This is a genomic window from Nodosilinea sp. LEGE 07298, from assembly GCF_015207265.1.
Taxonomy (GTDB): Bacteria; Cyanobacteriota; Cyanobacteriia; order Phormidesmidales; family Phormidesmidaceae; genus Nodosilinea.
Genome location: NZ_JADEXE010000097.1, coordinates 1 through 20,930, shown reverse-complemented (window position 1 = coordinate 20,930; position 20,930 = coordinate 1). Strand labels below are relative to the sequence as shown.

Here is a 20,930-nt window from a genome sequence, read left to right as displayed (position 1 = left end):
GACCCTCCTCGGTCTCGTCGTACGACTCAACATCAATACCGGGTAAACCCAAGAGCTCTGTCAGTAGAGGCACCATAGCCATAACGTATAGTAACGGCTACTTCAGCATACTCATTCCAGGAGAGCCAAAAGTTTTTGGAGATGGATGCTCCCATTCCACCAATAGACCTGCAAAGACAATTCTCTGATTTTGTCTGGAAAAAATTCTCTATTCAAGACAAGTATGAATTAGCTGTTGAGCATTCTACATCAGAGTTCGACTCCCTTTTGCAACGGGCCTTCCGTGGGGAACTGTAGGAAATAGCCAAGCGGGAACCATGCCATGACGACACCTTCAAACTTTGCCTTTCTGCGTCCTGCATTCCCGCAACTCTATGCCCATGCGGCACAGGCTGAGCGGCTGATTTTCGCCGCCCCCCGTGCCAGCTGTTTCTATGCCCGTTTTGCCCTGGAGCAGGCAGTGCTGTGGCTGTATGAAAATGACCCCAACCTGATCCTCCCCTATGAAAACAGCCTCGGCGCATTGATTCATGAGCCAACCTTCCAACAGGCTCTTAAACCCGGACTGTTTCCCAAAATCCGCCTGATTCAAAAGCTAGGCAATAAGGCGGTGCATCAATCCAATGATGTGTCTGAACAAGATGCCCTGCGCTTGGTGCAGGAGCTGTTTCATATCCTGTATTGGCTGTGTCGCAGTTACAGCCGTCCAGGACAACTCAGGGGACAACAATTACCTGATTTGGTGTTCGACCGCGCCCAGATTCCCTGTCCAGTGGCTCCTGAAGAGCAAGCACTGTCGAAAAAGCAACTGGAAGAACTGGAAGAACAGCTATCAGAAACTGATGCCCTACGGCGCATTGAGGCTGAACGGCGGCAAAAAACCGAAGCGGAGCTTGAAGCCCTGCGGGCGGAAATCGCCACGATTCGCCAAGCCAATGCCGCCGCTGAAGACACTCATGATTACAACGAAGCTGATACCCGCCGCTTGCTGATCGACGTGCTGCTGCGTGAGGCGGGTTGGGATGCCGCCCTCCCCAATGCCACCGAAGTTGAGGTGCAGGGGATGCCAATCCAAAAAGCAGGAGATACCGGGCGGGGCTTTGTGGATTATGTGCTGTGGGGCAGTGATGGTAAACCGTTGGCGTTGGTGGAAGCCAAGCGCACCAGCAAAAGCTCTGCCAACGGTCAGCACCAAGCCAAACTCTACGCCGATTGCCTGCAACGGCAATATGGGCAACGTCCTGTCATCTTTTACAGCAACGGTTATGAAACTGGGCTGTGGGACGATCTCAACTATCCACCCCGCGCCGTGCTTGGGTTTCTGAAAAAAGCTGAGCTGGAGCGGATGATATTCCGTCGCAGCAACAAAAAGCGGTTGAGCATGACGCCCATCAACGAAGACATTGCAGGGCGTGATCGTCCCTATCAACGGGAAGCCATTCGCCGCATCACTGAAACCTTTGAGGAGCAACTGACCCGTAAATCACTACTGGTGATGGCCACCGGCACAGGCAAAACCCGCACGGCAATCGCCCTGGTGGATTTGATGAAACGGTCGAACTGGGTACAGCGGGTGCTATTTCTTGCCGACCGCAATGCCTTGCTGACCCAAGCCTATCGCGCTTTTCAAAGCCAGCTGCCAACAGTCACCCCTGTCGATCTGACGCGCACCAAAGACGTGGAGGGTGCCAATGTGGTGATGTCCACCTATAAAACCATGCTCAACGCCATCAACCGCCTGTCCAGTGATGAGCGACTGTTTGGAGTCGGGCATTTCGATTTGGTGATTGTCGATGAGGCTCACCGCTCGATCTACAAGAAATACGGTGAGATTTTCGACTACTTCGATGCCCTGCTGGTGGGGTTGACCGCCACCCCACGCACCGAGGTGGATCGCGATACCTACCGCATCTTTGAGCTACAGCAAGGTGTGCCGACCTTTGCCTATGAACTGGATGATGCCGTGAAGGATGGGCATCTGGTACCACCCAAAGGCGTTACTGTACCCTTCAAATTTCTGCGCACAGGCGTGAAATACAGCGAACTCAGCCGCGAAGAGCAGCTGGAGTACGAAGAGAAATTCCGTGACGAAGACACAGGTGAATTGCCCAGTGAAATCGATGCCGCCGAGCTCAATCGATGGCTGTTCAATATTGACACCGTAGATCAAGCGTTGGAACTGCTGATGGAACGCGGGCTGAAGGTCAACAGCGGCGACCGCCTCGGTAAAACCATCATCTTTGCCCGCAATCATCATCACGCCGAATTCATCGCGCAGCGGTTCAACGCCAACTACCCGCAGTACAAAGGGCATTTTGCCAAAGTGATCGACAGTTACGATAACTATGCCCAAAGCCTGCTGGATGACTTCAGCGACCCCAACAAAGAACCTAACATTGCCATCTCAGTGGACATGCTGGACACGGGTGTAGATGTACCAGAAGCGGTCAATCTGGTGTTTTTCAAGCCCGTATTCTCCCCCGTAAAATTCAACCAGATGATTGGGCGCGGTACCCGCCCCTGTAAAGACCTCTTTGGTCCAGGGCAAGATAAGACCGAATTTCTGGTCTTTGACCTGTGCGGCAATTTTGAGTATTTCGAGCAGAGCATCGCTGAAACCGACCAGAAACCACCCGAGACCCTCACCACCCGACTGGTCAAACACCGCCTGGAACTGGCGCAACTGATGCGCCAACAGGAAGGCAATGACGCACCTGAACAGCAGCATCTACGCTCTGCTCTACTCGACGAACTGCATCGCCATGTGGACACCATGCCCCGCGATAACTTTGTGGTGCGCCGCCGCCTGCAACAGGTGGAAACCTTTGCAGACCGCGAACGATGGAATGAACTCAATGATGATGATGTTGCTGTCATCGCCGAATCCCTGGCCAGCTTGCCCAATGGCTTACCCAATGAAGACCCACTAGCCAAAGAGTTTGACCTGCTTTGTCTCAAGCTACAGCTGGCCATCCTAAAGGCATCGACCAGCTATGAACGGCTGCGGGATCGCGTGCGTGACATCCTCAACCAGCTGGAAACCAAGCCTGATGTCCCGATGATCAACGCCCAGCTGGCGTTTATTCAGGAAGCCCAAGAAGAAGTTTGGTGGCATGACGTAACCCTGCCGATGGTGGATGACATTAGGGTACGCATCCGCGACCTGGTCAAATTCATCGACCGCACCAAACGCGAGATCGTGATTACCGACTTCGCCGATGAGATGGGTGAAGTTCAGGATGTGACTGTACCTACCTATCAAACAGGCTTCAGCCCCTACCAGTACCGCAAAAAGGTAGAAGCCTACATCCGCGCCCATGAAGACCACATCACCATCGCCAAGCTCAAGCGCAATATCCCCCTAACTGAGGCTGATTTGACCGCCCTCGAAGAGATGCTGTTCACCGCCGAAGAAATCGAAAGCCGCCAACGGTTTGAAGAAGTTTATGGCAAAACTAAGAGTTTGAAACGGCTGATCCGCGAAATCGTCGGGCTTGACCGCAATGCCGCCAAACAAGCCTTTGCCCATTATCTGGAAGGCTCCACCATGTCGGCCAACCAGATTCGCTTCGTTGAAACCATCATCGACTACTTGACCCAAAACGGCATTATGGATCCGGGGATGCTGTATGAACCACCTTTCACCGATTCCCACCCTGAAGGGCTCGACGGAGTATTCAATGACGACGAGGCGGACAACCTCGTCGCCATCATCCGCACCTTCAATGAAACCATCGATGTGCGGTATGGGGTGGCTTAATACACAAACGGCGTTTCCACGCCAGAGAAAGGCTACCGCCTAAGCCGCGTCTGGCAGAGGTTCGGTCAATGAGAAATAGCCAATTTTCCTAGCATTCATCACCAACGCAAGGTTGATATGCTCAAACAAATCGACGACCCACTGAATCCCCTCAAGCGACTTTCCCTCAAATTTTCTGTAGAGATACCCAAGTTTTTTCTCCAGCCTAAAACGAATCATCGGACAGGCAAGAACAAGGCTAAGGAGCATTCCCGTGAAATTCATTGGCCCTACATCACCCACACATCGCTCCAACCTCAAGATATTTGAGGTGTTTGGGACAGGCAATAACACAGAATCCAACAAGCCCAAAAACAAGCTTTTAGAAGTGATAGGATCCATGGAAGTTCGATCATCAAATCTAACCAATGCCCGATCTATGGACTCAGTCAATTTAGACTTTGTCCGTGCAGGAAATAACTCCACTGATTCCATCAGATATTCTTTGACTTGAGGGCGGTAACTAGCATACTTCTCGTATCTCCTTTTCTTATGGCAGATTGTTCTAGCCTTGCTCTTAAAAGAGTCATTTCTGCCAGGATAATAAAAGTCCAACCCTTTCTCAAATTCTGCCAATTCCAGCCTAGAGGGATGATCTATACCTGTGACACCTTGCTGACGCAAATTACGATATTCATAAACAGCATCATAGCTTTCCCGCAGTCTATTGATTTGTTTCGTGGCAGTTCCACTATACTCTGGGTGACTATGCTCCTGTTCAAGTTGTTCGATATCAGGAGTACGGGTTACTGAACGATAGAGGTAGAAGTAGTCTGGCAAGTAATCAGCCAAAACATTTCTGAACTCACGATCCTCTTCTCGAAAGATTTCATGACCACCTAAATGCATTTGGCGGCGCAGACAATCTCCATACTCACCCTTGCTGAAATTCATCCACTGCTCGCGCAGAGCTTGAGTAGTACGATTAATCGATTCAGTTTCGGGTTCTCTGTCCAAACGATCAATAATCTGCTTCAAATATGGCCTCTTTTTATTGTCAAGATGCCAAGGATTGCAAATTGAGTAGTACGAGCGATTAATAAATTGTAGACCTTGTTCTTCCTTAAACTGCTCATCTTCAATTACGACAGTGAGTGCATCCCTGACAGGTAAGCATTCAGGGGTGAGGCGATCCCACATCAATTGATAGAAATACAATACTGCTGTCTCAGGAGAGATATGATAAGCCAAATGATTGATGTAGATATACACCACAGCTTTGGCTGCTTCAACTTTCTGATGATCCCTTTCGCTTTTTGCCATGCCCCAAAGACCCAGATGACGCCTCAAATTCAAATATCCAAAGCTTTACTTGGATATCCAAGCACCCTGATGTCAGCTGTTCCAACGAACTGAATCCTTTCAAAAGAGGCTTTACGACTTACAGGCATTGATTCCAAACAATGCCTCAAAAGCCCCTAATTCCTAGACAAGACAGTTCGATCTTGGAAGACTGAGCTATTCAATTAGTATTAAAACCGTTTCAACGCGCAACATAACCATGTCCAGAGGACACGGAGCGCAAAGTAAAGTTCAAAGCGTTCCCTAAGAATACAATCTCACACGATGACGCTTTGACGTCATCGTCGTAATATTTTGTTACATAACAGCCCCGTAACTCTCCCAGAAACTCCGTTCGGGCCTTCTCAAGCCTTGGCATTTTTGAAGCTTTACGGGGTCGAGAAGTGTCCTCTCGGATAGCTGAGCTTCTACCTGCCATGCGACCGCCTGTGTCTTCGTGTCCCAAATCTGCAACAGTTGGGGGGGCTCATATCTCTTGGCCAACAACCAACGCCCATCGTTAGACAACATCATGTCATTAAAGCCTTGGGCGGAGATCGCTTTGAATAAGGAAAACGCGGAATTTGACCGTGCGTATATTTCCACTTCGCCAGCCTTCAGAGCAGCAAGATAATTGGTGTCTCTACTGAAACGAATTTGCTTCAGTCCCTCAGCCGACCTTAGATTCTGCTTTTGGCTACCGTCGGCAAGCAAGCACACGCAATTTCCCCTATAAACTGCGAGATATGGACTATCATTATTCCAAGCAGTCCTGACTATTTGAGTGTCGTCATAGCGGATTTCCTTAACAATTCTGCGAGTATTAATATCCCAAACAAGGATACGATCACCGATTCCTTTGGATATTAACTGGCGATTATCAGGGTTCATATCCGGCACCAGTTCGCTTACCTCACCATGATGATGACCAAGGGAAATTTTTTCATCCTTCAAATCATCCCAAACCGTAATCTGCCCATCCTTCATACCCACCGCAACGTAGTTCAGATTATCCATGTCGTAGCAACAAGCCAAGCAGGTAGCTTCCGATAGTATGGACATTAACAATCGAGCTTGTTGTTCATCATTGCCTAACCACCAGGAATAAACCTCCTGCCCCGCAACGACTGCGATTGTCTCATCATCACCAAAGATTACTTTGACAATTGGTAATCGCTCTCCTTGTGAATTTAGAAAAGCTCTAAATCGATACGGTGTGTAAGCATCTTGTTCACGTCGCCAACAGATTAGATGCCCCTCTTCATCCCCAACGGCGATGGTTTTACCGTCAGGTGAAAGAGCCGCTGCAAGGTTTCCATGTAAAGGAAAGGGAAGGACAGTGTCTTTGAAGGAACATTCTGATAAATCAACACCATAGAACCTTGCATTAGAGAAATCGGCATGACGAATGGTTAAGCCAGCTATTTTCAAGGACTTTAAGTCAGCTTCTATAGCAACCGCTATGTTAAGCAGATTCCCTGTGGCAAAACCCTTTTTCAACACCTCATCAGCACGAATAGTATCCAGCATGGCGTTGATCACCTTACATTTATCCACCGTACTCCATACACTGTCCCATTCATCCTTCAACGGCTTTAAAAGCTGCTGCCAATGCCATTGGCGTTGCCATAATGGGGCGCAAGGAACAATGAGAGGATGATGGTTCAGGGTGTGAATATCTCTATTATCAAGAGCTTGCACCAATCCTTCCAGCAAGTGTTTGGTCATAACATGCCGGATCCAATCCATCGCAATACAGTAAGCACCATCAATCGTTTCAGCCAAACCCCGACGGCGCAAGGATTGCATGAATGATAGCGATGGTTTTATAGGTCTTCCATTGAGCGTTAATTTGCCCCTAGATTCAACGATCCGTTCCCATGGGTGCAGCAACAGCCATCCCATCAGCTCATGCTCTTGGTCGGTGAGTTCTCTCACAGCTTCCAGCCAGTCATGATCGTCGGCATGGCTACTTAGCAGGGGAGAGGATATAAACTCATTCACACTGGAAGAACCAGACTCGGTGATTTTATAAGCTGCTGCCCGTAGAACACCAGGGCTATATCCACAGAACTTGGACAGTCTCCGCAATTCCTCTGGAGATTGCTCACTCAGTCCTGATTGCTTGAGTAGGCTCTCTGCTGAAGCCTCATCCAACCCACGCAAAGGGTAATTGAATAGAATATCGTGTTGTCTTAGCAAGCACCTCGGAGGCACTCGGCAAACCAGAATGACACAGCTCTCAAGCCTAGAGCGATCCAGCAGAGACCATAGCCATTGCTCATAACATGCTGAGTCTTGTTTGAAGCGCCCATCCACGGTAGCTGGGTCATGCAGGACCTCTGTCTTTTCTATGACCAGTACACGCTTCTCGCTATCCAACAGGGCTCTTAGAGCAGCAGCAGCAGGCGTTGATGATGCGTTATTACCACCAATGCGATCACTCACGAATTGATACAAAGACTCAATATTGCGTAAATCAGTGGCATAACACCAAATTGGCTGCTCAAACTGTGCCGTATTGCGCAGTGACTCACAAAGCTGATTAACAAGGTAGGTTTTACCAATTTTGGGCGGTCCATAGATGCAAATCACCCTCCTCCGCCCTTGAATAATCTGTCTCTCCAGCGTCTGCAACTCTTGATGACGACCAAAAAATTGGCTCGCATCAAACCTAGTGGCTTGTTTGTACCACTCTACAACTGCTTTACCGCAAGTCTGTTTATTTACTCTCAAGCCAACGACAGCGTTCACTTTCTTGTAAAGCTTGGACGCAACATCTCGGATATAGGATGCGTCTTTGTCCATGGATTTGGCCATGTTTCCAAGACGTGGCGCAGGCGATCTGTCGATCTCACGTTCCAGAAATGACCTTAAAAGAACTCTCTCTAGCAGAGAGAGAGGCTCCACCTGTCGCACCGCAAGCTCAGCCTCAAAGGCATTCAGGACTGTTTCGGCATCCAGCTCCATAAAACTCTGGTAGACTCACGCACTCCAACTGATGGAGCCAGTTTACTAAGTTTTCTGAGCCAAAACCGACAGAAACCAACAATTCGCAGACAAAAAACAGGCATTTCCCTGCGCTGTCCAACAAAATCCTGCGCGATCCAACAAATCCCAACAAACTAACGAAGGAAAGCGTAGCCCTTGATACATTTCAGGGCAAAAAAAAGGGCCAACAAAACTGCTGCAATTTCTTCCCGAACCCGCGCTTAATATAATTAATTCCTTCTTCACCAAAGGAATTAGTACAGCCGCTCTCTATAAATTTGGAGTTCCACCATGACTGACTCCCGTTTTAACACAAACCGTGGCAGTCCCATCAATCAACCTGAACACAATTTAGGTGGAATATCACAAGGTGCTGACATGGTCAGCACAATCGCCTATGTGATCCGAGACATCCTGCCCAACCAACCAGGAAGGATTCACTACCTCGCCACAGACTGGAACGCTCTGTCTGTGAATAACACCCACATCCCTACTGGCACCAAAGTGCGTCCCATCATGCGCCGGGGTAATACCTGGTATGTGGCTGCGGATGCAGAAGCTCATACCCAGCAAGCAGCTTAGAAAGGAGGTGAAACACCATGCGGGAACCTAAAGTCGGCTATGACACCGTCCTGCTGCTCCTCGGGCAGCTGATCAAGTTCCTCTTTATTGGCATCTTCGTCTGTACCGTGCTGGTTGTCCTTGCGGGCATCTTCGGTGCGGGAGAGGAAGCCTTGCTGATTTATCAGCTCATTTGGGGCTTCTTCTGGCGGATCTGCATCGCTTTAATAGCTTTCATCTCAGTTTTCGTTTTGTATGAATCGCTGTAATAAGCCTGACCCAGCCCAGGCCACATCTTCTCAAGTCGATATTGCAGCACAGATTCAGTAAACCCCCTTCTACATAAGGATTGTGACTGCACCGCCTGCATAAGGGGTGTTGTGGCTGCTCCGGACAGCCACCCGTCGCAATTCCCAGCTCACAAGCCTTCTGTTCACTGTGGAACCGATCTGATCCATCGGCTCGGCAATGAGCTTAACCCATTCAGTTTTTCCACCCCTGCCGCATTCCAGCAGGGGTATTTCCCAGTCGTTGTTCTCTCTCTGGCGCATCTGACGCTCTCAACCATGACCCAGCAAACCTTAGCCAGCCCATCCTGGCCACCAACCAAGCCTCAACACCCCGTCAAGCAGTCGATTAAAAGTCGTAATCGGCTAAGCCGATGGCTGCTGTATGGTGCTGTCCTCTTCCTGCATGGGAACGCGATCATGCGCCTGAACCCTGAGCTCGAAGCACAAGCCATCAGCCACTCAACCAAACCGGTTGCTGAAGTCCGAACCGTAGCGACGGCGGAAAATCCACAGGCCGAAGCCATCGCCTTCAGATCCATGACTGTGCGGCTCTGAAACACAAGCCCCTGCCCTCGGGGGCTTAGCTCGATCATTTTTCTCTTATCCCCATCCTGATCTAAGCCATGACCCAGCACACGAAGCAGTCCATGACAATTTATTCACACCACACACAACAACGGTTCAGACGTAAGATCCCAAGAACACTCATCCTTTACGGCAAGTGGTCAACTTTTGTAATTGTCCTCGTCCTTAGTTTTTACGTCATCGATCATTACAAGTCGCCTTTCTGCCAATACGTCCTGAAATACACAGGAATTAGTGGCTGGTCATTCTTTGTGCTGCTTTATTGCAGCAGCGTCACTTTTGTGTTTTGTCTTCTTTTAGAAGCAGATCACAAAAGTGTCTCCTTTATGGTCTTAAATAATTGCTGTTCTATACCTAGAAGGTGGTTTAAGTGGGGATTCGCATTTATCGCAATTGAGAGCTCTTTAATCAGTTATCGCATCATTCAGCAACCGCAATGGATTGCCAGCAGTGGCAGAATACCTGTTGAAGCATTCAACATTGTCATGGCGTTCTTTCTTGCTTGCTGCTTCTTTTCGATATCGGAAATTCTCTTTGCCAACGGCAGGATTAATAGCAATGAAACTTGCGCAGGCAAGTTGTTTAACATCCTGTCAGTCACAGTTTTTGCATGGACATTTTCACACGGCTATTACCCATTGTTTCCTAAGCAGGCTCATTTCATAGCATTCATAAATCCTGCAACGCTTTGAAGTCAAAAGCAGTTGTTTAATTTGGATTTTGTTTCGGTCGTCACCACCATGCCCCTGAAAATCAGGGGTCACATGTCAATTGCTCTCTCATCGCGGTATCCAAACCGTTTTCTCTCATGACGCTACAGCCTAATCACTCCCTTCATAGAGATCGGCACAAAAGCAGAAGTCGCCGCAAAAGAGGTAAAGCTTTCGGCAAAATCTCAGCTTTGGGCGCAGTCTTTGCGCTCATTGCCTTGGCTCTGATCGCGCTGAAGGTCTTGCTTGACAAGGGCGATTACAGTTTCCCAGAAAAATTATTGCTCTACAGCAATGATGTTCCTTGGTTACTCATTGGAATCTTGGTCACGGTCATCGGCTATGTCATTTTCTTCGGCTTTTATGTGACGCGCCCTGTTCCATCACCTCGAACGTCCAGTTTTTCGCGGCAGGTGTCAGAGCCTCGTATCCCAACATATTGGTCAAGCTCTGCAAACCCACCTTCCCAACGCACCACAGCAAAAACCACTCCTAGCAGTAGGGCCGCTCCACCACCGTCACCGCCCAATCCCCGTGTTCAAAGATCCCAGCCAACGGAGTCAGCACAACCGTCTGCTGACCGCAGTATTCCGCCCAATACATCGACAACACGCCGTTCGCATCAAGGGAGAACCTATGACGAGCTGAGAGAAATTCTCAACGATTCCCATACGCCTTTGACAGTATTAGCATCTCTCAATGACAACGAGAATTCGCGCCCAATGGCTGACATGTGGGTGTTGCATATGGTTCTCTATGTGGATTTTGTGGTTAGCACAATTCTACTGGTTCCCTACCACATTTACATGTGGTTGATGACGGGCAGTGAATACAGAGAATGGTCAAATGCAAGGCGCACAACCGCCGATACGCCTTCAGATATCGGCATGTTCATTGTTGATTTTGTGGTTCTGCTTTTCAAGGGGACAATCGCCAACTGGGGCAGATCAATCGGCAAGGTTATTTCCAAAAACAGTAACGTGGGTAGGTTTGATCCCACTGTTGGCATGGAGAAAATACTCTACGGAAGTCTCTTGTTGATTGTCAAAGTGGGAATTACATTTTGGCTGATCAAATACTTTTTCATCGCGGTATTGCCCATCAATATCGCACAAGCATTCTTGCGTGGCTTCATAAAATGGTTCGTTGGCTTTCCCGGCAAATTGATTCTTCACATCATTGATTCTTTTATCCTATGAGCTCCTTCAATTCACAGCGTTCAAAGGCCAAAGCGGTTAAAAAAAGCGTTGAAGAAAGAGACCGCTTACTTTCGATTGTTTTCAGCATTGCCTTGTTTTTTCTCTTTTTCATGTTTTCGACCAGCAATTTATTCGCAGGCAAGATGCTGGTTGGCTTGATGATTTTCCTCAGCACCAGTTTTTGCCTCGCTCTGCGCGGTGAAACAGCACAGATCACCTACTGGTTTCATTACACTTGTGGCATGTTAGTGCTGATCATTCCTGGATTGACCAGCCCTTATCTTGGTGTTGGCATCAATGTTTTATGGCTACTGCTCTTGATAAGCAAGACAGGGAATAAGGCGATGCCGACTCAGGTGACTATTCGGGGCGAAGAAGCCGCCACTCAGGCTCCTGTCGCTGAATTTCAGCGGCAGATTGCGGCCGCCGACTCCGGGTTCTTCTGGGCAGCCATGCAGATGCCATTGAAGTACGCGACGCGAAACAACATGGTGGTGGGTACCGTTGGCAGCGGCAAAACCCTGACCATCGACATGTTCATGGCTTCCGTGCTGCGTGAAGTCGCACCTGGTCAGAATCGGCGGGCTTTGATTTTTGACCCGAAGGGCGAAAACCTGTCCACCATCAAAGGCTGTGCGCCCTATGCTCCCATTTACATCCTCAATCCCTTTGACCAACGTTGCGTCGCCTGGGATATGGCCCATGACATCACCAATCCCGCCGACGCACAAACCTTTGCGGAGATCATGATTCCTGCCAACCACCAGGAGAAAGACCCGTTCTGGCGCGACACCGTGCTGAGTCTGATGGAAGGTTTGGTGATCTGGTTCATCCTGCACGCCCCAGGCGTTTGGAATCTACGCGATATCGTGCTGATCATGCAGAATGAGCTGATGTTGCGCTCGGTGCTGTCGTCTGACCAGCGTACTGAGAACTATCTGAATACCCTGGGGTCACAGAACACCTCGGCCAACATCTTCTCTACTTTGAGTGTCAAACTACGCCCCTATGGGCTTGTTGCTGCCTGTTGGCAGCGAGCTACGCAGAAAATCAGCCTGAGTGAATGGATTAACACCCCATCCATTCTGCTGCTGGGGGAATCGGAGACAGCACCTGTCCCCGTGAGAGCGATCAATCAGCTCATCTTCACGCGGGTGGCGCAGCTGCTGCTGAATCTGCCTGAACAGAATCAGAACACCCACGCGGTTTCCACCTTCATCATCATGGATGAATTACCTGCATTGGGTAAGCTGGATCGGCTCAAGACCTTGGCCACCAAGGGGCGCTCTAAGGGGGTGTCGATCACCATTGGCTTTCAGGACCTGGAAGACATGCAGCACGTCTATGGCAAGGAAATTGCCAACACCATCCTTGGGCAGTGCAACAACAAAGCCTTTTTGCGTCTCAGCAGCTCCTACACTGCCCAATGGGTCTGTGACCTGTTTGGTGAGTATGAGTTCTTAGACCGCAGTACGGGGCAAAGCACCAGCTCGGGCAACAAAGGTAACTCGCAAAACAACTCAGAGAACTGGTCACGAGCTAACCGTAAGGTGGTGATGCCAATTGAGTTGACCAGCATGGCGGCACCAGACGCAAGGCTAGAGATCGGGCTACAGGGCTTCTACCATGTTCAAGGAAAAGCCTTTCGCGAAACAATTCCATGGCCTGATCTGAAGCAATATCTGCCGCAACGGGATACCAGTGTGCCAGATTTTGTTGAGCGATCCCCTGCTGATTACTGGATTGACCCGCTCACCCCTGCCGACTTGGCGCGGCTCAACCTGAGCTGGCTGGCTGATGAGATATTTGACGAATCGCCTCCATCTCCCCTGCCACCGCCCAAGCCCCGCCCCCCTGTTCAACCACGACCACCTGCCCGATAATTGGTCACAATACACTTCACCACACCCCCCTCCGCCCTTGCTGGGGGGATTTTTTTGGTCTGCTGACACTTAGCATTGGTCTTGATTCCTACAGGCAAAGAAACATAAAAAATGGTTGCACCAATGATCAGTTGAGGGCAATTCTATGGCTGAACAGAGATTTTACGATGTCCCTTAGCACTGAACACCTAAATCGTTGCATTGCCACCCTAGAATCCTCTCTTCATCTGTTGCAGGGCGTTTCCTCAGAAAGGATTGAATACGAAGTCTTCCGCAACGCGGTCATCAAAGGATTTGAATTAACTCTAGAAACTTCAGGCAAATTACTGCGCCGTGCTTTGAAAGCTTTTGGTGGTAACCCTCGACAGGTCGATCAGCTCATTTATAAAGACTTACTGCGCCAAGCTGGAAAATATGGGCTGATGGATACTGATGCTATTGAGCGGTGGTTTTCCTACCGCGACAATCGCAACACCACTGCTCACGATTATGGTGAAGGGTTTGCCGAAGAAACGCTGAAAATCCTGCCCAGTTTTATTCAGGATGCGCGAGAGCTTTCCAATGCCCTGTGCGAACGCTTCAGTGGCAGCAATGACCTCTGATATTCCAACAGCTTGGTTACAGATTCTGCAAGACACCTTCGCTCAACTCGTGCCAGAGTATGAGATCTTAGTTTATGGCAGCAGGGTCAATGGGTCAGCACACGCAACGAGTGATCTTGATTTGGTGATCCGTCACCCTAAAACATCTGATTGCCCCTGCCCTCATCTGGGACGAATCAGAACTGCGCTCAGTGACAGCAATATCCCAATCTTGGTGGATGTTCATGACTGGGCGCAACTGCCATCAAGCTTTCGTCAAGAAATTGAGCGTAACCATACGGTACTCACCAAAGTGCTGTGATTCAGGCTACAAAATCCAACGCTTTCCAGAATTTCCTTAACGATCCAGCTCTATTCCAGTGCGCTCCAGCTCCCTGCCCTGTTTGCGATCTTGCAGCAGTTGTTCACGGCGGGCGATCACCTCGGGCTGGCGCATGACGCGGGCGACCATGCGGTGAACGTACTGGTCGAAGGTACCCATGGTTTTTTGGAATTCGTCAGGGCTTTGGTGGCGCATGGCTGCCTTGATCGCGTTTTCGCTGAAGCCGCGCATTGCGAGGATGTGGCACATCTTCCAGTCGGTACGACTGGTATCTCTGGGCTTACCAAACCGCTCAAAATACTTGTGATACCAGAACATGAACTCGTACTCAGCGGCATCACGCTCCGACTTAAACGGCTGATCAATCTCCAACAAACGCCCCTGCAAGCCTTTTGGTAGCCCTTGCGTGACATCGAGGTCACCCGTTGATTGATAGCTGTGCGCACGTTGTTGGGCATCTTCGCGCAGCTGTGGCGCACTCACGGGGACTTGCCCATCGGTTTCGATCAGCAGCACAAACGGGGCTTGCTCCTCTTCCCTACGCCATGTTCGATGATTGGTAAATCCTGCCAGGCGGCCATATTGCCAGCTGTGGCTGTCGCACTGGTAGGTTTTAGCCATGATTTGAGCGGCGGCTAGGGCTTCACCCTGAGGGATGGCGTGATCGGCTAACTTCACCCACACCTGATATCGGCTCTGGTGGGTATTGAGAACCAACGCGGGATCAAGACCATCGGCACGCATCCGCTCGACCTTCTGCTTGGTGAGCTGATTCAGTACCACATAGCCCTGATTCTTCTCGGGTCGCAGCATCACATCATAGCCTTGGGCATTCATCCGCTTGAGCCAAGGCACGCTGCGGGTGATGTCGTCGGCATTCCAACGGCGCATCTGCCGTTCTGTCTTGCCATCCTCCCGCCGCCTGGTCAGCATCACTTCGTAGCGTTCAGCCCCAATGGTTGAGAGCTGCCCCTGTACCGCTTGGGTGGTGGCATCGACTGGTGAGACCGCGACTTTAATTGCCGCTGAGTCATCGGCGAAGAGCGGATGTGGCTGATCGCCACCGATGACCATGCCGTTGCCGTTGCTGTCTTCGTCAGCGAAGACAGCCTTTTCCTGGGAAATGCCATCGGCATCCCCTTCTGTGTTTGCTGTCGCAGTGTTTGCCGTCGAAGTGGCTGTTACTGCATCCGTTGCGCCCTTTGTTTCAGTGCTTTCAGTAGTTTCAGAGGTTTCTGTGTCATCCTCGCCGAGGTTGTAGAGGGCTTCCAGTTCCTCGATCTCACGATCAAGGGCATCCCGTTGTTCAACCAGATGGCTGAGTTCTTCGTTCTGCTCCTCAATGTGCGCGTACAGGTCAGCGCGATCACTTGCGATACCTTTGTCGCGCATCGCGGCGACGTTTGGCCCTAGATGCACTTGGGCGATCCGCTCAATCCCCTGCTCTTTCAGGGTTCGGTGGTCAATCCGTTCGTGAATACCGTGCAGTTCGAGCATTCGATTGGTATGTTCCTGCCACTGCTCGCGCCACCCTTCAAGCATGGCTTTGTTATTCCAAGCCCGTTCCTTACCCGCAAAGCCGTTCTCATCAATGCGACGTAGGGTTAGCAGCACATGGACATGGGGATTATGGCTATCGAGTGCGTGGTAACAGACATCGGCGACCATGCCCTTGCTGACACAGGCCTCATGCAGAAAACCGCGTACCAGCTGCTGGTTTTGGGCGGGACTGAGTTCAACAGGCACAGCCAACGTCAGTTTGCGTGCCAATTGGGCATCGCATCGCTTCTCGACCCGTTCAACGGTCGTCCACAATGTGGCGCGATCCCTCATCCACTCGGGTGCGCCTTCGGGCAGCAGGATTTCTTTGGCATCAACGTCATGCTTCTTCCTGTAGTCGTGGGTAAGTCCTGAGGTTTCATCGTGGATTCTTTCTCCGGCGCGGTAAGCGGCGGCAGCGGTCACAAACTGACCGCTGCTTCGTTTTACGATACCGGCGTTGAAGCTGTAAATCGCCATCGGAAAACCACGAAACCTTTACCCACGACAGGTGGTGCAGGGGGAAAGCCTGCCGCACAAAGACGTTGCTTGCAATGTATAAGTGCGCCATTAGCAGATCTCTGCTACAAGGATAACGCCGACCGCAAGCGTTCGCCTAGGGGGTCTGCGACCCCTCTGGATGCAGCCACCGTGGGGTTTATCAGGCGTCATTTTTTCTTGCTTGAGTCTCGGTGACAGAAAGTTAAAACAAGACCTACTCAACCACCCAACAGAGGTGGAAACAGACAAAATAGTAGGAGAGTTTATTTCCCATGCCTGTGGGTGAAGCAAAAAAAGACCAAGCTGATCAGGTAAAAAAACCAAAAGTTGACCGACTGCGCGAACAACGCGATAAGCTCAACAGCCAGATCAGGCAAGTGGAAGCTCATGAGCTTAACCGTAAACGGCGGGATGATACTCGGCGTAAGGTGCTTATTGGTGCTGCCATCATGGCGCGGGTGAACAATCAAAAAGATGATTGGTCTGAAGACAGGCTGCTAGCCATGATGGACAACTTTCTGACCAGACCCAAAGAACGGGATCTGTTCGGGTTGGAACCATTACCGAAGCCGCAGGGCGAAGCTGCGCCCACGGCAAAAAACCCCGTAAACGCCACCAGCAAACGCGAAACGAAAAAAGTGCAGGATGATAAGGGTAAGCAGGTATTAGCCGCACCAGCGGCCACAGGAGTTAGTTCTGATGCAGGTTTAGGGGTGCAAGACACCGATCATGCACCAGGCGGCGGGCAAAACATCCATCACCAAGCCCGCAAAACCACCGAAGATGCGATCGCGGCGACAAGCATTACCGAAGCGGCCAAGACAGCAACAGGAAATCAAGTAGTCACCGCTGATTCAGCAGGAACAGAACCAGCTCCCCCTGCAACCAGCACCGGCACAGCAACTTCAGTACCTACCAGCACAGCACCTACAACAACCGACCGCCAACCCCCCAAACGGCGGCTGCCAGAGTCAGCCGATGAGGATGACCTCGAAAAAGAGTTCAACCTATGATCGCGCAGCGGATAAAACACCTGCTCTAAAAGCCGTTTTTAGGCTATCTACAGTGTTAAAAGGGTAAAAGGCTACGCCAGTTAGTGAAAATATGCTTTCAGCGCCACACAGGGCGGAAAGACAGGAAATAAACACGCATGGGTGGTACCCATCAGAGAAAGGCCGCAAAGCGGCAAAGGGGGACGACCGGCGTCGGGGGAACTTTCCCCCAGGAGCAGACACATTCCGCCTATCAGTGCAAACCGTAGGCGGAATAGGTCGCGGTCAGTATTCGCTGGGTAGCATCATCACTTTCTGGCAGACGTACAGGGTGATGTTGTTCAACGGAAAGTCGGTGTAGTGCAGTTCATGGGTCAACACCACATCGTCCTTATCCCTCTCACAGGTCAGCACGCCCTGCCCGTCGTTTACCCGCAAATGCCAAAATTGGATACCTTGCAGGCTTTCGTCGTGCTTGATGCGTTCGTCCGTTTGGTAAAACGCGATTAAGTCCAGTAGCCAATATGCCCCTGCCCGCGCTGCCAGATATTTCACCCCGTCGGTGTAAACGACGCATTGCGGGTGATGAGGCAGGTAGTGATAGGCTTCCGTCCCTGTGAATTGTGCTAAGTCAGCTTTGCTGATGGTCTTGGTCATTTTCAAACTCCCTTTGTGTGGTTGAACTCGGTTCAACCTCTGCCCCTCGGCGAGAGTGGGGGTGGCAAGGTCAAGGCCGTGGTTCGGGGAGGGGTATCACCCAGCCTGCAATATCGTGAAGGTTGGGGAAACCCCGCAACCATGCCTCTGGGAAGTCTTGACCGCGACGGGGGCAACGCCCTAACAGAAAAACAAACAACCACTACCCTGCTTTCAACGGGCGACCTGAAATCACCTTTCATTGAAAAAGTGATCGTTCATCGTGCTGTCATTCGCTCGGTACGGGCGGTTCAATCAACACCGACCTTATGTCGGCAAAAAATGTTGATGACAGTAAGATTGCTGAAAGGATGTTTTGGGTAAAATTTTGGATGCTAAAATTGTGCTTAAAAAGACCAAATGGATTTATCCACAACCTCATTCTGTTAAGTAGTTAATTTTAAGTTAATAAGTTAGGTGATTTTATCCACAGAAAAATAATTAAACAAGTCAGTTACATAAAGGATGTTTTTACGATGTCATCTGGGGAGTGATATACCGTGAATTTCGGGAGTGATATACCGTGTTTAGTGGGAGTGATATACCGTGAATTTCGGGAGTAATATACCGTGTCCTTAAAAAGTTATCCACAGAATGCCCAAAAATCGAGAGTTATCCACAGGCTTTATTTGAAAATCAGTTTACTTGTCTGATTAAAAACCTTAATTTTAACCGCTATCGGTATATTACTCTCGATTTAAAGCATGAATATAGTTTCCTCATACTCGGCGAAAATCAGTCATTGCTAAATTAATTTCAGAGAGTCATGAAAAGACACCATCTACATTATCTCAAAGCCATTTATCGGTATATTACTCCCGCTCTAGATTAGAGATAGCGTGGTCGGTGTTTATCCGTAAGAATTTACATATAAAACAAATGCATAGTAATCTATTAGTAAAATAGAATATCTCAAGAATAGGGTACTAAAGTCGTTTTTAATTCATGAAATAACGCGGGAGTAATATACCGTGTGCTCGCTATTCTTGATTAGCCAACGTGTTGTAATTAGGTAAATCCAGTAACAGTTTCGTTTTCTTGTCAATTTCTTCGGCATAAAACTTATGCTTTTTGTGGACGAACGAAACTCCTTCAATGGCATCCTCAGACTCTTCTATAAAAGTAAGGTGATATTCTGGTATATCATTGTCAATTATTGATTTTTTAATGTACTTTTTGAAATCTCGAATGTCCATTTCACTCCCAGATTTTTCATGCAAGCTTTTTAAGCTACATTGCCATAAAGCTCCATCTCTACCTGCATGTTTTCTGGCTGTACGGTATAAAAATCTTTTAATGCCAGATGTTAGGCTGAAATAATCAGGATGAACCGAAAGCACATAGGCCTTGTCGCAGATGCCATCATAAAGCCATTGCGATATTGTGATTTGAAGCTGAGCTTTTGAATTATCGCCCTTACAAAGAAAATCCCAAGAATCAATAAAGCTAAAACTTTTTGATTCTTGATGCTGTAATCGGCGAATATTGGTTTTCACCAAAGTACTCGTCAGTCTATCTAAACCAGCGTACAGATCCTTGTAGGCTTTCCCCCCTGTGTCCCTGCCCGCACTTTTGAGCAATTCATAAGCACTAATCCGAATGGTTCGACTAGGTTGAATTCCAAGATTGAGATTAGCCAGCATGATTGAAGCAATAACAATGATATAGTCCCAATCATGGATACTGGCCACATAGTGATCCATGTTAGGCGTTACCCTGACCCATACCTCACCGTTTGGACTTCTGTAGTCGATGGGGGTTTTCCTCCTTTTAGACAGTGCCAAAAAGGGTCTTTCCATAGTGTCGCGCTGGTCTCGCAACGACAGTTCTTGAGCACTTGGTACGAAAAGCTCCATCTGATCAAGCTTTTCTTTAGTCTTGCTAACGAGCTTTTTCACATTAAATCCTCAACTCTCTGGTGCAAAAAGACGGTTTAGAAACCCTTTTTTTGGCATTTTGTCTTTATTTTCATAAGTTAGCAACCGTCGTTCTTGCCCAGTCGATATTTCTAAGATTTTGTCCATCTGCTGTTGCAGTTTTTTCTCCCTTTCCTTGCGCTCTTCGCGATCTTCCTCCAGCTCTTTGAGGCGGAGGCGGAGGTTTTCCATTTCCTTTTCAAGGTTTGCTGTCTCAACGGGCTTTTCCGTTGGAGTGACAGCCTTTTTCACTGCTGCTACACCTGCTACACTGCCGCCCTGCCCGCTTGCTACAGCTTGCTGCACCTCTGCTGCACCCTCTTTGTCGGGTGTAGCGATGCTGTCGTTAGGTGTAGTATCGCTACAGTCTGACTGAAGCGCATCAAGGTGTAGCGTGCCATAAACTCGGATCAATTCAGACGCATCTATAACAGGCGCATTATTCCCACCGTCATTGATGGAGATACGACCTTTCTTGATGTCGCGCTGTATTGTTGAGCGTGCTTTTCCTGTAATTTTTGCGGCTTGTGAGATGTTAAACTGAGACATCCTCGCTGTATCTTTCTGTAGCATTGATGCAGCATTTGGACATAGTGAGTCTGTAGCGTCAAGAATTAATCGAGTGCCTCATTCTTAATGTGCTACATCAACATTGGTGTATCGCTACATGTAGCGATACATGAAGCAATCGATAGAAATAACTGAAGACGCTACACTTTGCTACACCTGCTGCATGTGTCTTAAAAAAGAATATCCCCATACTTACCCACAGAAACTGTGGATAAGTCGGGGTATTGATTGAATGTAATTTGTTTTTTTCAACTCAAGCGATGGGCGGTTTGCTGTACTTGGTGAAGAGGTCGTTCAGGGCTTCCGCAAGAAGTGCTTGGACGCTGCTGTCTTGATCCAGCGACAGTTGTTTGAGTTGTTTGGATACCGCAGGGTCGAAGTGTCCTGTGATCGCTTTGGTGCCTTGGCGACTGGGTGCAGTGTATCGGGTGGAGGTTGCGGCGCGGCTCGTTGCGGCGTCTGCTGCTGCGGGCTGAGGGGCAGGGGGTTGATC

At 49.3% G+C, this 20,930-nt stretch carries 18 protein-coding genes; 11 read left to right on the top strand and 7 right to left on the bottom strand.

What is annotated here, in order from left to right:
• The first annotated feature begins 141 nt into the window (after positions 1–141).
• Entirely contained in the window at positions 142–297 is a 156-nt protein-coding gene (locus IQ273_RS14745; protein ID WP_194023941.1) for a hypothetical protein, read from the top strand.
• 25 nt (positions 298–322) lie between these two features.
• The gene (locus tag IQ273_RS14740) at positions 323–3,760 is read left to right on the top strand and encodes a DEAD/DEAH box helicase family protein (protein ID WP_194023940.1); all 3,438 of its coding nucleotides are present in this window, start codon (positions 323–325) and stop codon (positions 3,758–3,760) included.
• A gap of 39 nt (positions 3,761–3,799) precedes the next feature.
• Here the strand turns inward: IQ273_RS14740 and IQ273_RS14735 are convergent, their stop codons facing one another.
• Together IQ273_RS14735 and IQ273_RS14730 are read right to left on the bottom strand one after the other, a co-directional pair.
• Complete coding sequence (locus IQ273_RS14735) at positions 3,800–5,062, bottom strand: hypothetical protein (protein ID WP_194023939.1); 1,263 nt, start codon at positions 5,060–5,062, stop codon at positions 3,800–3,802.
• A gap of 336 nt (positions 5,063–5,398) precedes the next feature.
• On the bottom strand, positions 5,399–8,050 hold the full coding sequence (locus tag IQ273_RS14730; protein ID WP_194023938.1) for a WD40 repeat domain-containing protein: 2,652 nt from the start codon (positions 8,048–8,050) through the stop codon (positions 5,399–5,401).
• Between the two features lie 312 nt (positions 8,051–8,362).
• On the opposite strand from IQ273_RS14730, the gene IQ273_RS14725 reads away from it, so the two are divergent.
• The 8 genes from IQ273_RS14725 to IQ273_RS14690 all read left to right on the top strand — a co-directional run bounded on the left by IQ273_RS14725 (position 8,363) and on the right by IQ273_RS14690 (position 14,202).
• The gene (locus tag IQ273_RS14725; protein ID WP_194023937.1) at positions 8,363–8,653 is read left to right on the top strand and encodes an NfeD family protein; all 291 of its coding nucleotides are present in this window, start codon (positions 8,363–8,365) and stop codon (positions 8,651–8,653) included.
• Between the two features lie 17 nt (positions 8,654–8,670).
• On the top strand, positions 8,671–8,901 hold the full coding sequence (locus tag IQ273_RS14720) for a hypothetical protein (protein WP_194023936.1): 231 nt from the start codon (positions 8,671–8,673) through the stop codon (positions 8,899–8,901).
• 111 nt (positions 8,902–9,012) lie between these two features.
• Positions 9,013–9,477 carry a hypothetical protein gene (locus IQ273_RS14715; RefSeq protein ID WP_194023935.1) on the top strand — a complete coding sequence of 155 codons (465 nt, stop codon included), beginning with the start codon at positions 9,013–9,015 and terminating at the stop codon, positions 9,475–9,477.
• 68 nt (positions 9,478–9,545) lie between these two features.
• A complete protein-coding gene (locus IQ273_RS14710; RefSeq protein ID WP_194023934.1) occupies positions 9,546–10,199 on the top strand; it encodes a hypothetical protein in 654 nt (217 codons plus the stop codon).
• A gap of 116 nt (positions 10,200–10,315) precedes the next feature.
• The gene (locus IQ273_RS14705; RefSeq protein WP_194023933.1) at positions 10,316–11,416 is read left to right on the top strand and encodes a hypothetical protein; all 1,101 of its coding nucleotides are present in this window, start codon (positions 10,316–10,318) and stop codon (positions 11,414–11,416) included.
• Positions 11,413–13,299, top strand: coding sequence for a type IV secretory system conjugative DNA transfer family protein (locus IQ273_RS14700; protein ID WP_194023932.1), 1,887 nt, complete (start codon positions 11,413–11,415; stop codon positions 13,297–13,299). The genes IQ273_RS14705 and IQ273_RS14700 overlap by 4 nt, the downstream gene beginning before the upstream one ends.
• A gap of 167 nt (positions 13,300–13,466) precedes the next feature.
• Complete coding sequence (locus IQ273_RS14695) at positions 13,467–13,901, top strand: nucleotidyltransferase substrate binding protein (protein ID WP_194023931.1); 435 nt, start codon at positions 13,467–13,469, stop codon at positions 13,899–13,901.
• Positions 13,891–14,202, top strand: coding sequence for a nucleotidyltransferase family protein (locus IQ273_RS14690; RefSeq protein ID WP_194023930.1), 312 nt, complete (start codon positions 13,891–13,893; stop codon positions 14,200–14,202). Before IQ273_RS14695 ends, IQ273_RS14690 begins: the two co-directional genes overlap by 11 nt.
• Before the next feature lie 36 nt (positions 14,203–14,238).
• Here IQ273_RS14690 and mobQ read toward each other — a convergent pair whose 3' ends face one another.
• Complete coding sequence (mobQ, locus tag IQ273_RS14685) at positions 14,239–16,242, bottom strand: MobQ family relaxase (RefSeq protein ID WP_194023929.1); 2,004 nt, start codon at positions 16,240–16,242, stop codon at positions 14,239–14,241.
• 293 nt (positions 16,243–16,535) lie between these two features.
• Here mobQ and IQ273_RS14680 point away from each other — a divergent pair, with 293 nt between their 5' ends.
• Entirely contained in the window at positions 16,536–17,276 is a 741-nt protein-coding gene (locus IQ273_RS14680) for a hypothetical protein (protein ID WP_194023928.1), read from the top strand.
• Between the two features lie 264 nt (positions 17,277–17,540).
• Here IQ273_RS14680 and IQ273_RS14675 read toward each other — a convergent pair whose 3' ends face one another.
• The 4 genes from IQ273_RS14675 to IQ273_RS33705 form a co-directional block, all read right to left on the bottom strand.
• Entirely contained in the window at positions 17,541–17,912 is a 372-nt protein-coding gene (locus IQ273_RS14675; protein ID WP_194023927.1) for a DUF6876 family protein, read from the bottom strand.
• 1,019 nt (positions 17,913–18,931) lie between these two features.
• Positions 18,932–19,849 (bottom strand): replication initiator protein A, encoded by a 918-nt coding sequence (locus IQ273_RS14665; protein ID WP_194023925.1) that lies wholly within the window; start codon positions 19,847–19,849, stop codon positions 18,932–18,934.
• Between the two features lie 9 nt (positions 19,850–19,858).
• Positions 19,859–20,416, bottom strand: coding sequence for a hypothetical protein (locus IQ273_RS14660; RefSeq protein WP_194023924.1), 558 nt, complete (start codon positions 20,414–20,416; stop codon positions 19,859–19,861).
• A gap of 274 nt (positions 20,417–20,690) precedes the next feature.
• Positions 20,691–20,930, bottom strand: a 240-nt coding sequence (locus IQ273_RS33705; RefSeq protein ID WP_228053054.1) for a ribbon-helix-helix domain-containing protein, incomplete at its 5' end; no start/stop codon positions are given.

Coding starts and splice junctions, on each gene's coding strand:
- IQ273_RS14745 (WP_194023941.1), top strand. CDS start 142: ATGGATGCTCCCATTCCACCAATAGACCTGCAAAGACAATTCTCTGAT.
- IQ273_RS14740 (WP_194023940.1), top strand. CDS start 323: ATGACGACACCTTCAAACTTTGCCTTTCTGCGTCCTGCATTCCCGCAA.
- IQ273_RS14735 (WP_194023939.1), bottom strand. CDS start 5,062: ATGGCAAAAAGCGAAAGGGATCATCAGAAAGTTGAAGCAGCCAAAGCT.
- IQ273_RS14730 (WP_194023938.1), bottom strand. CDS start 8,050: ATGGAGCTGGATGCCGAAACAGTCCTGAATGCCTTTGAGGCTGAGCTT.
- IQ273_RS14725 (WP_194023937.1), top strand. CDS start 8,363: ATGACTGACTCCCGTTTTAACACAAACCGTGGCAGTCCCATCAATCAA.
- IQ273_RS14720 (WP_194023936.1), top strand. CDS start 8,671: ATGCGGGAACCTAAAGTCGGCTATGACACCGTCCTGCTGCTCCTCGGG.
- IQ273_RS14710 (WP_194023934.1), top strand. CDS start 9,546: ATGACCCAGCACACGAAGCAGTCCATGACAATTTATTCACACCACACA.
- IQ273_RS14705 (WP_194023933.1), top strand. CDS start 10,316: ATGACGCTACAGCCTAATCACTCCCTTCATAGAGATCGGCACAAAAGC.
- IQ273_RS14700 (WP_194023932.1), top strand. CDS start 11,413: ATGAGCTCCTTCAATTCACAGCGTTCAAAGGCCAAAGCGGTTAAAAAA.
- IQ273_RS14695 (WP_194023931.1), top strand. CDS start 13,467: ATGTCCCTTAGCACTGAACACCTAAATCGTTGCATTGCCACCCTAGAA.
- IQ273_RS14690 (WP_194023930.1), top strand. CDS start 13,891: ATGACCTCTGATATTCCAACAGCTTGGTTACAGATTCTGCAAGACACC.
- mobQ (WP_194023929.1), bottom strand. CDS start 16,242: ATGGCGATTTACAGCTTCAACGCCGGTATCGTAAAACGAAGCAGCGGT.
- IQ273_RS14680 (WP_194023928.1), top strand. CDS start 16,536: ATGCCTGTGGGTGAAGCAAAAAAAGACCAAGCTGATCAGGTAAAAAAA.
- IQ273_RS14675 (WP_194023927.1), bottom strand. CDS start 17,912: ATGACCAAGACCATCAGCAAAGCTGACTTAGCACAATTCACAGGGACG.
- IQ273_RS14660 (WP_194023924.1), bottom strand. CDS start 20,416: ATGTCTCAGTTTAACATCTCACAAGCCGCAAAAATTACAGGAAAAGCA.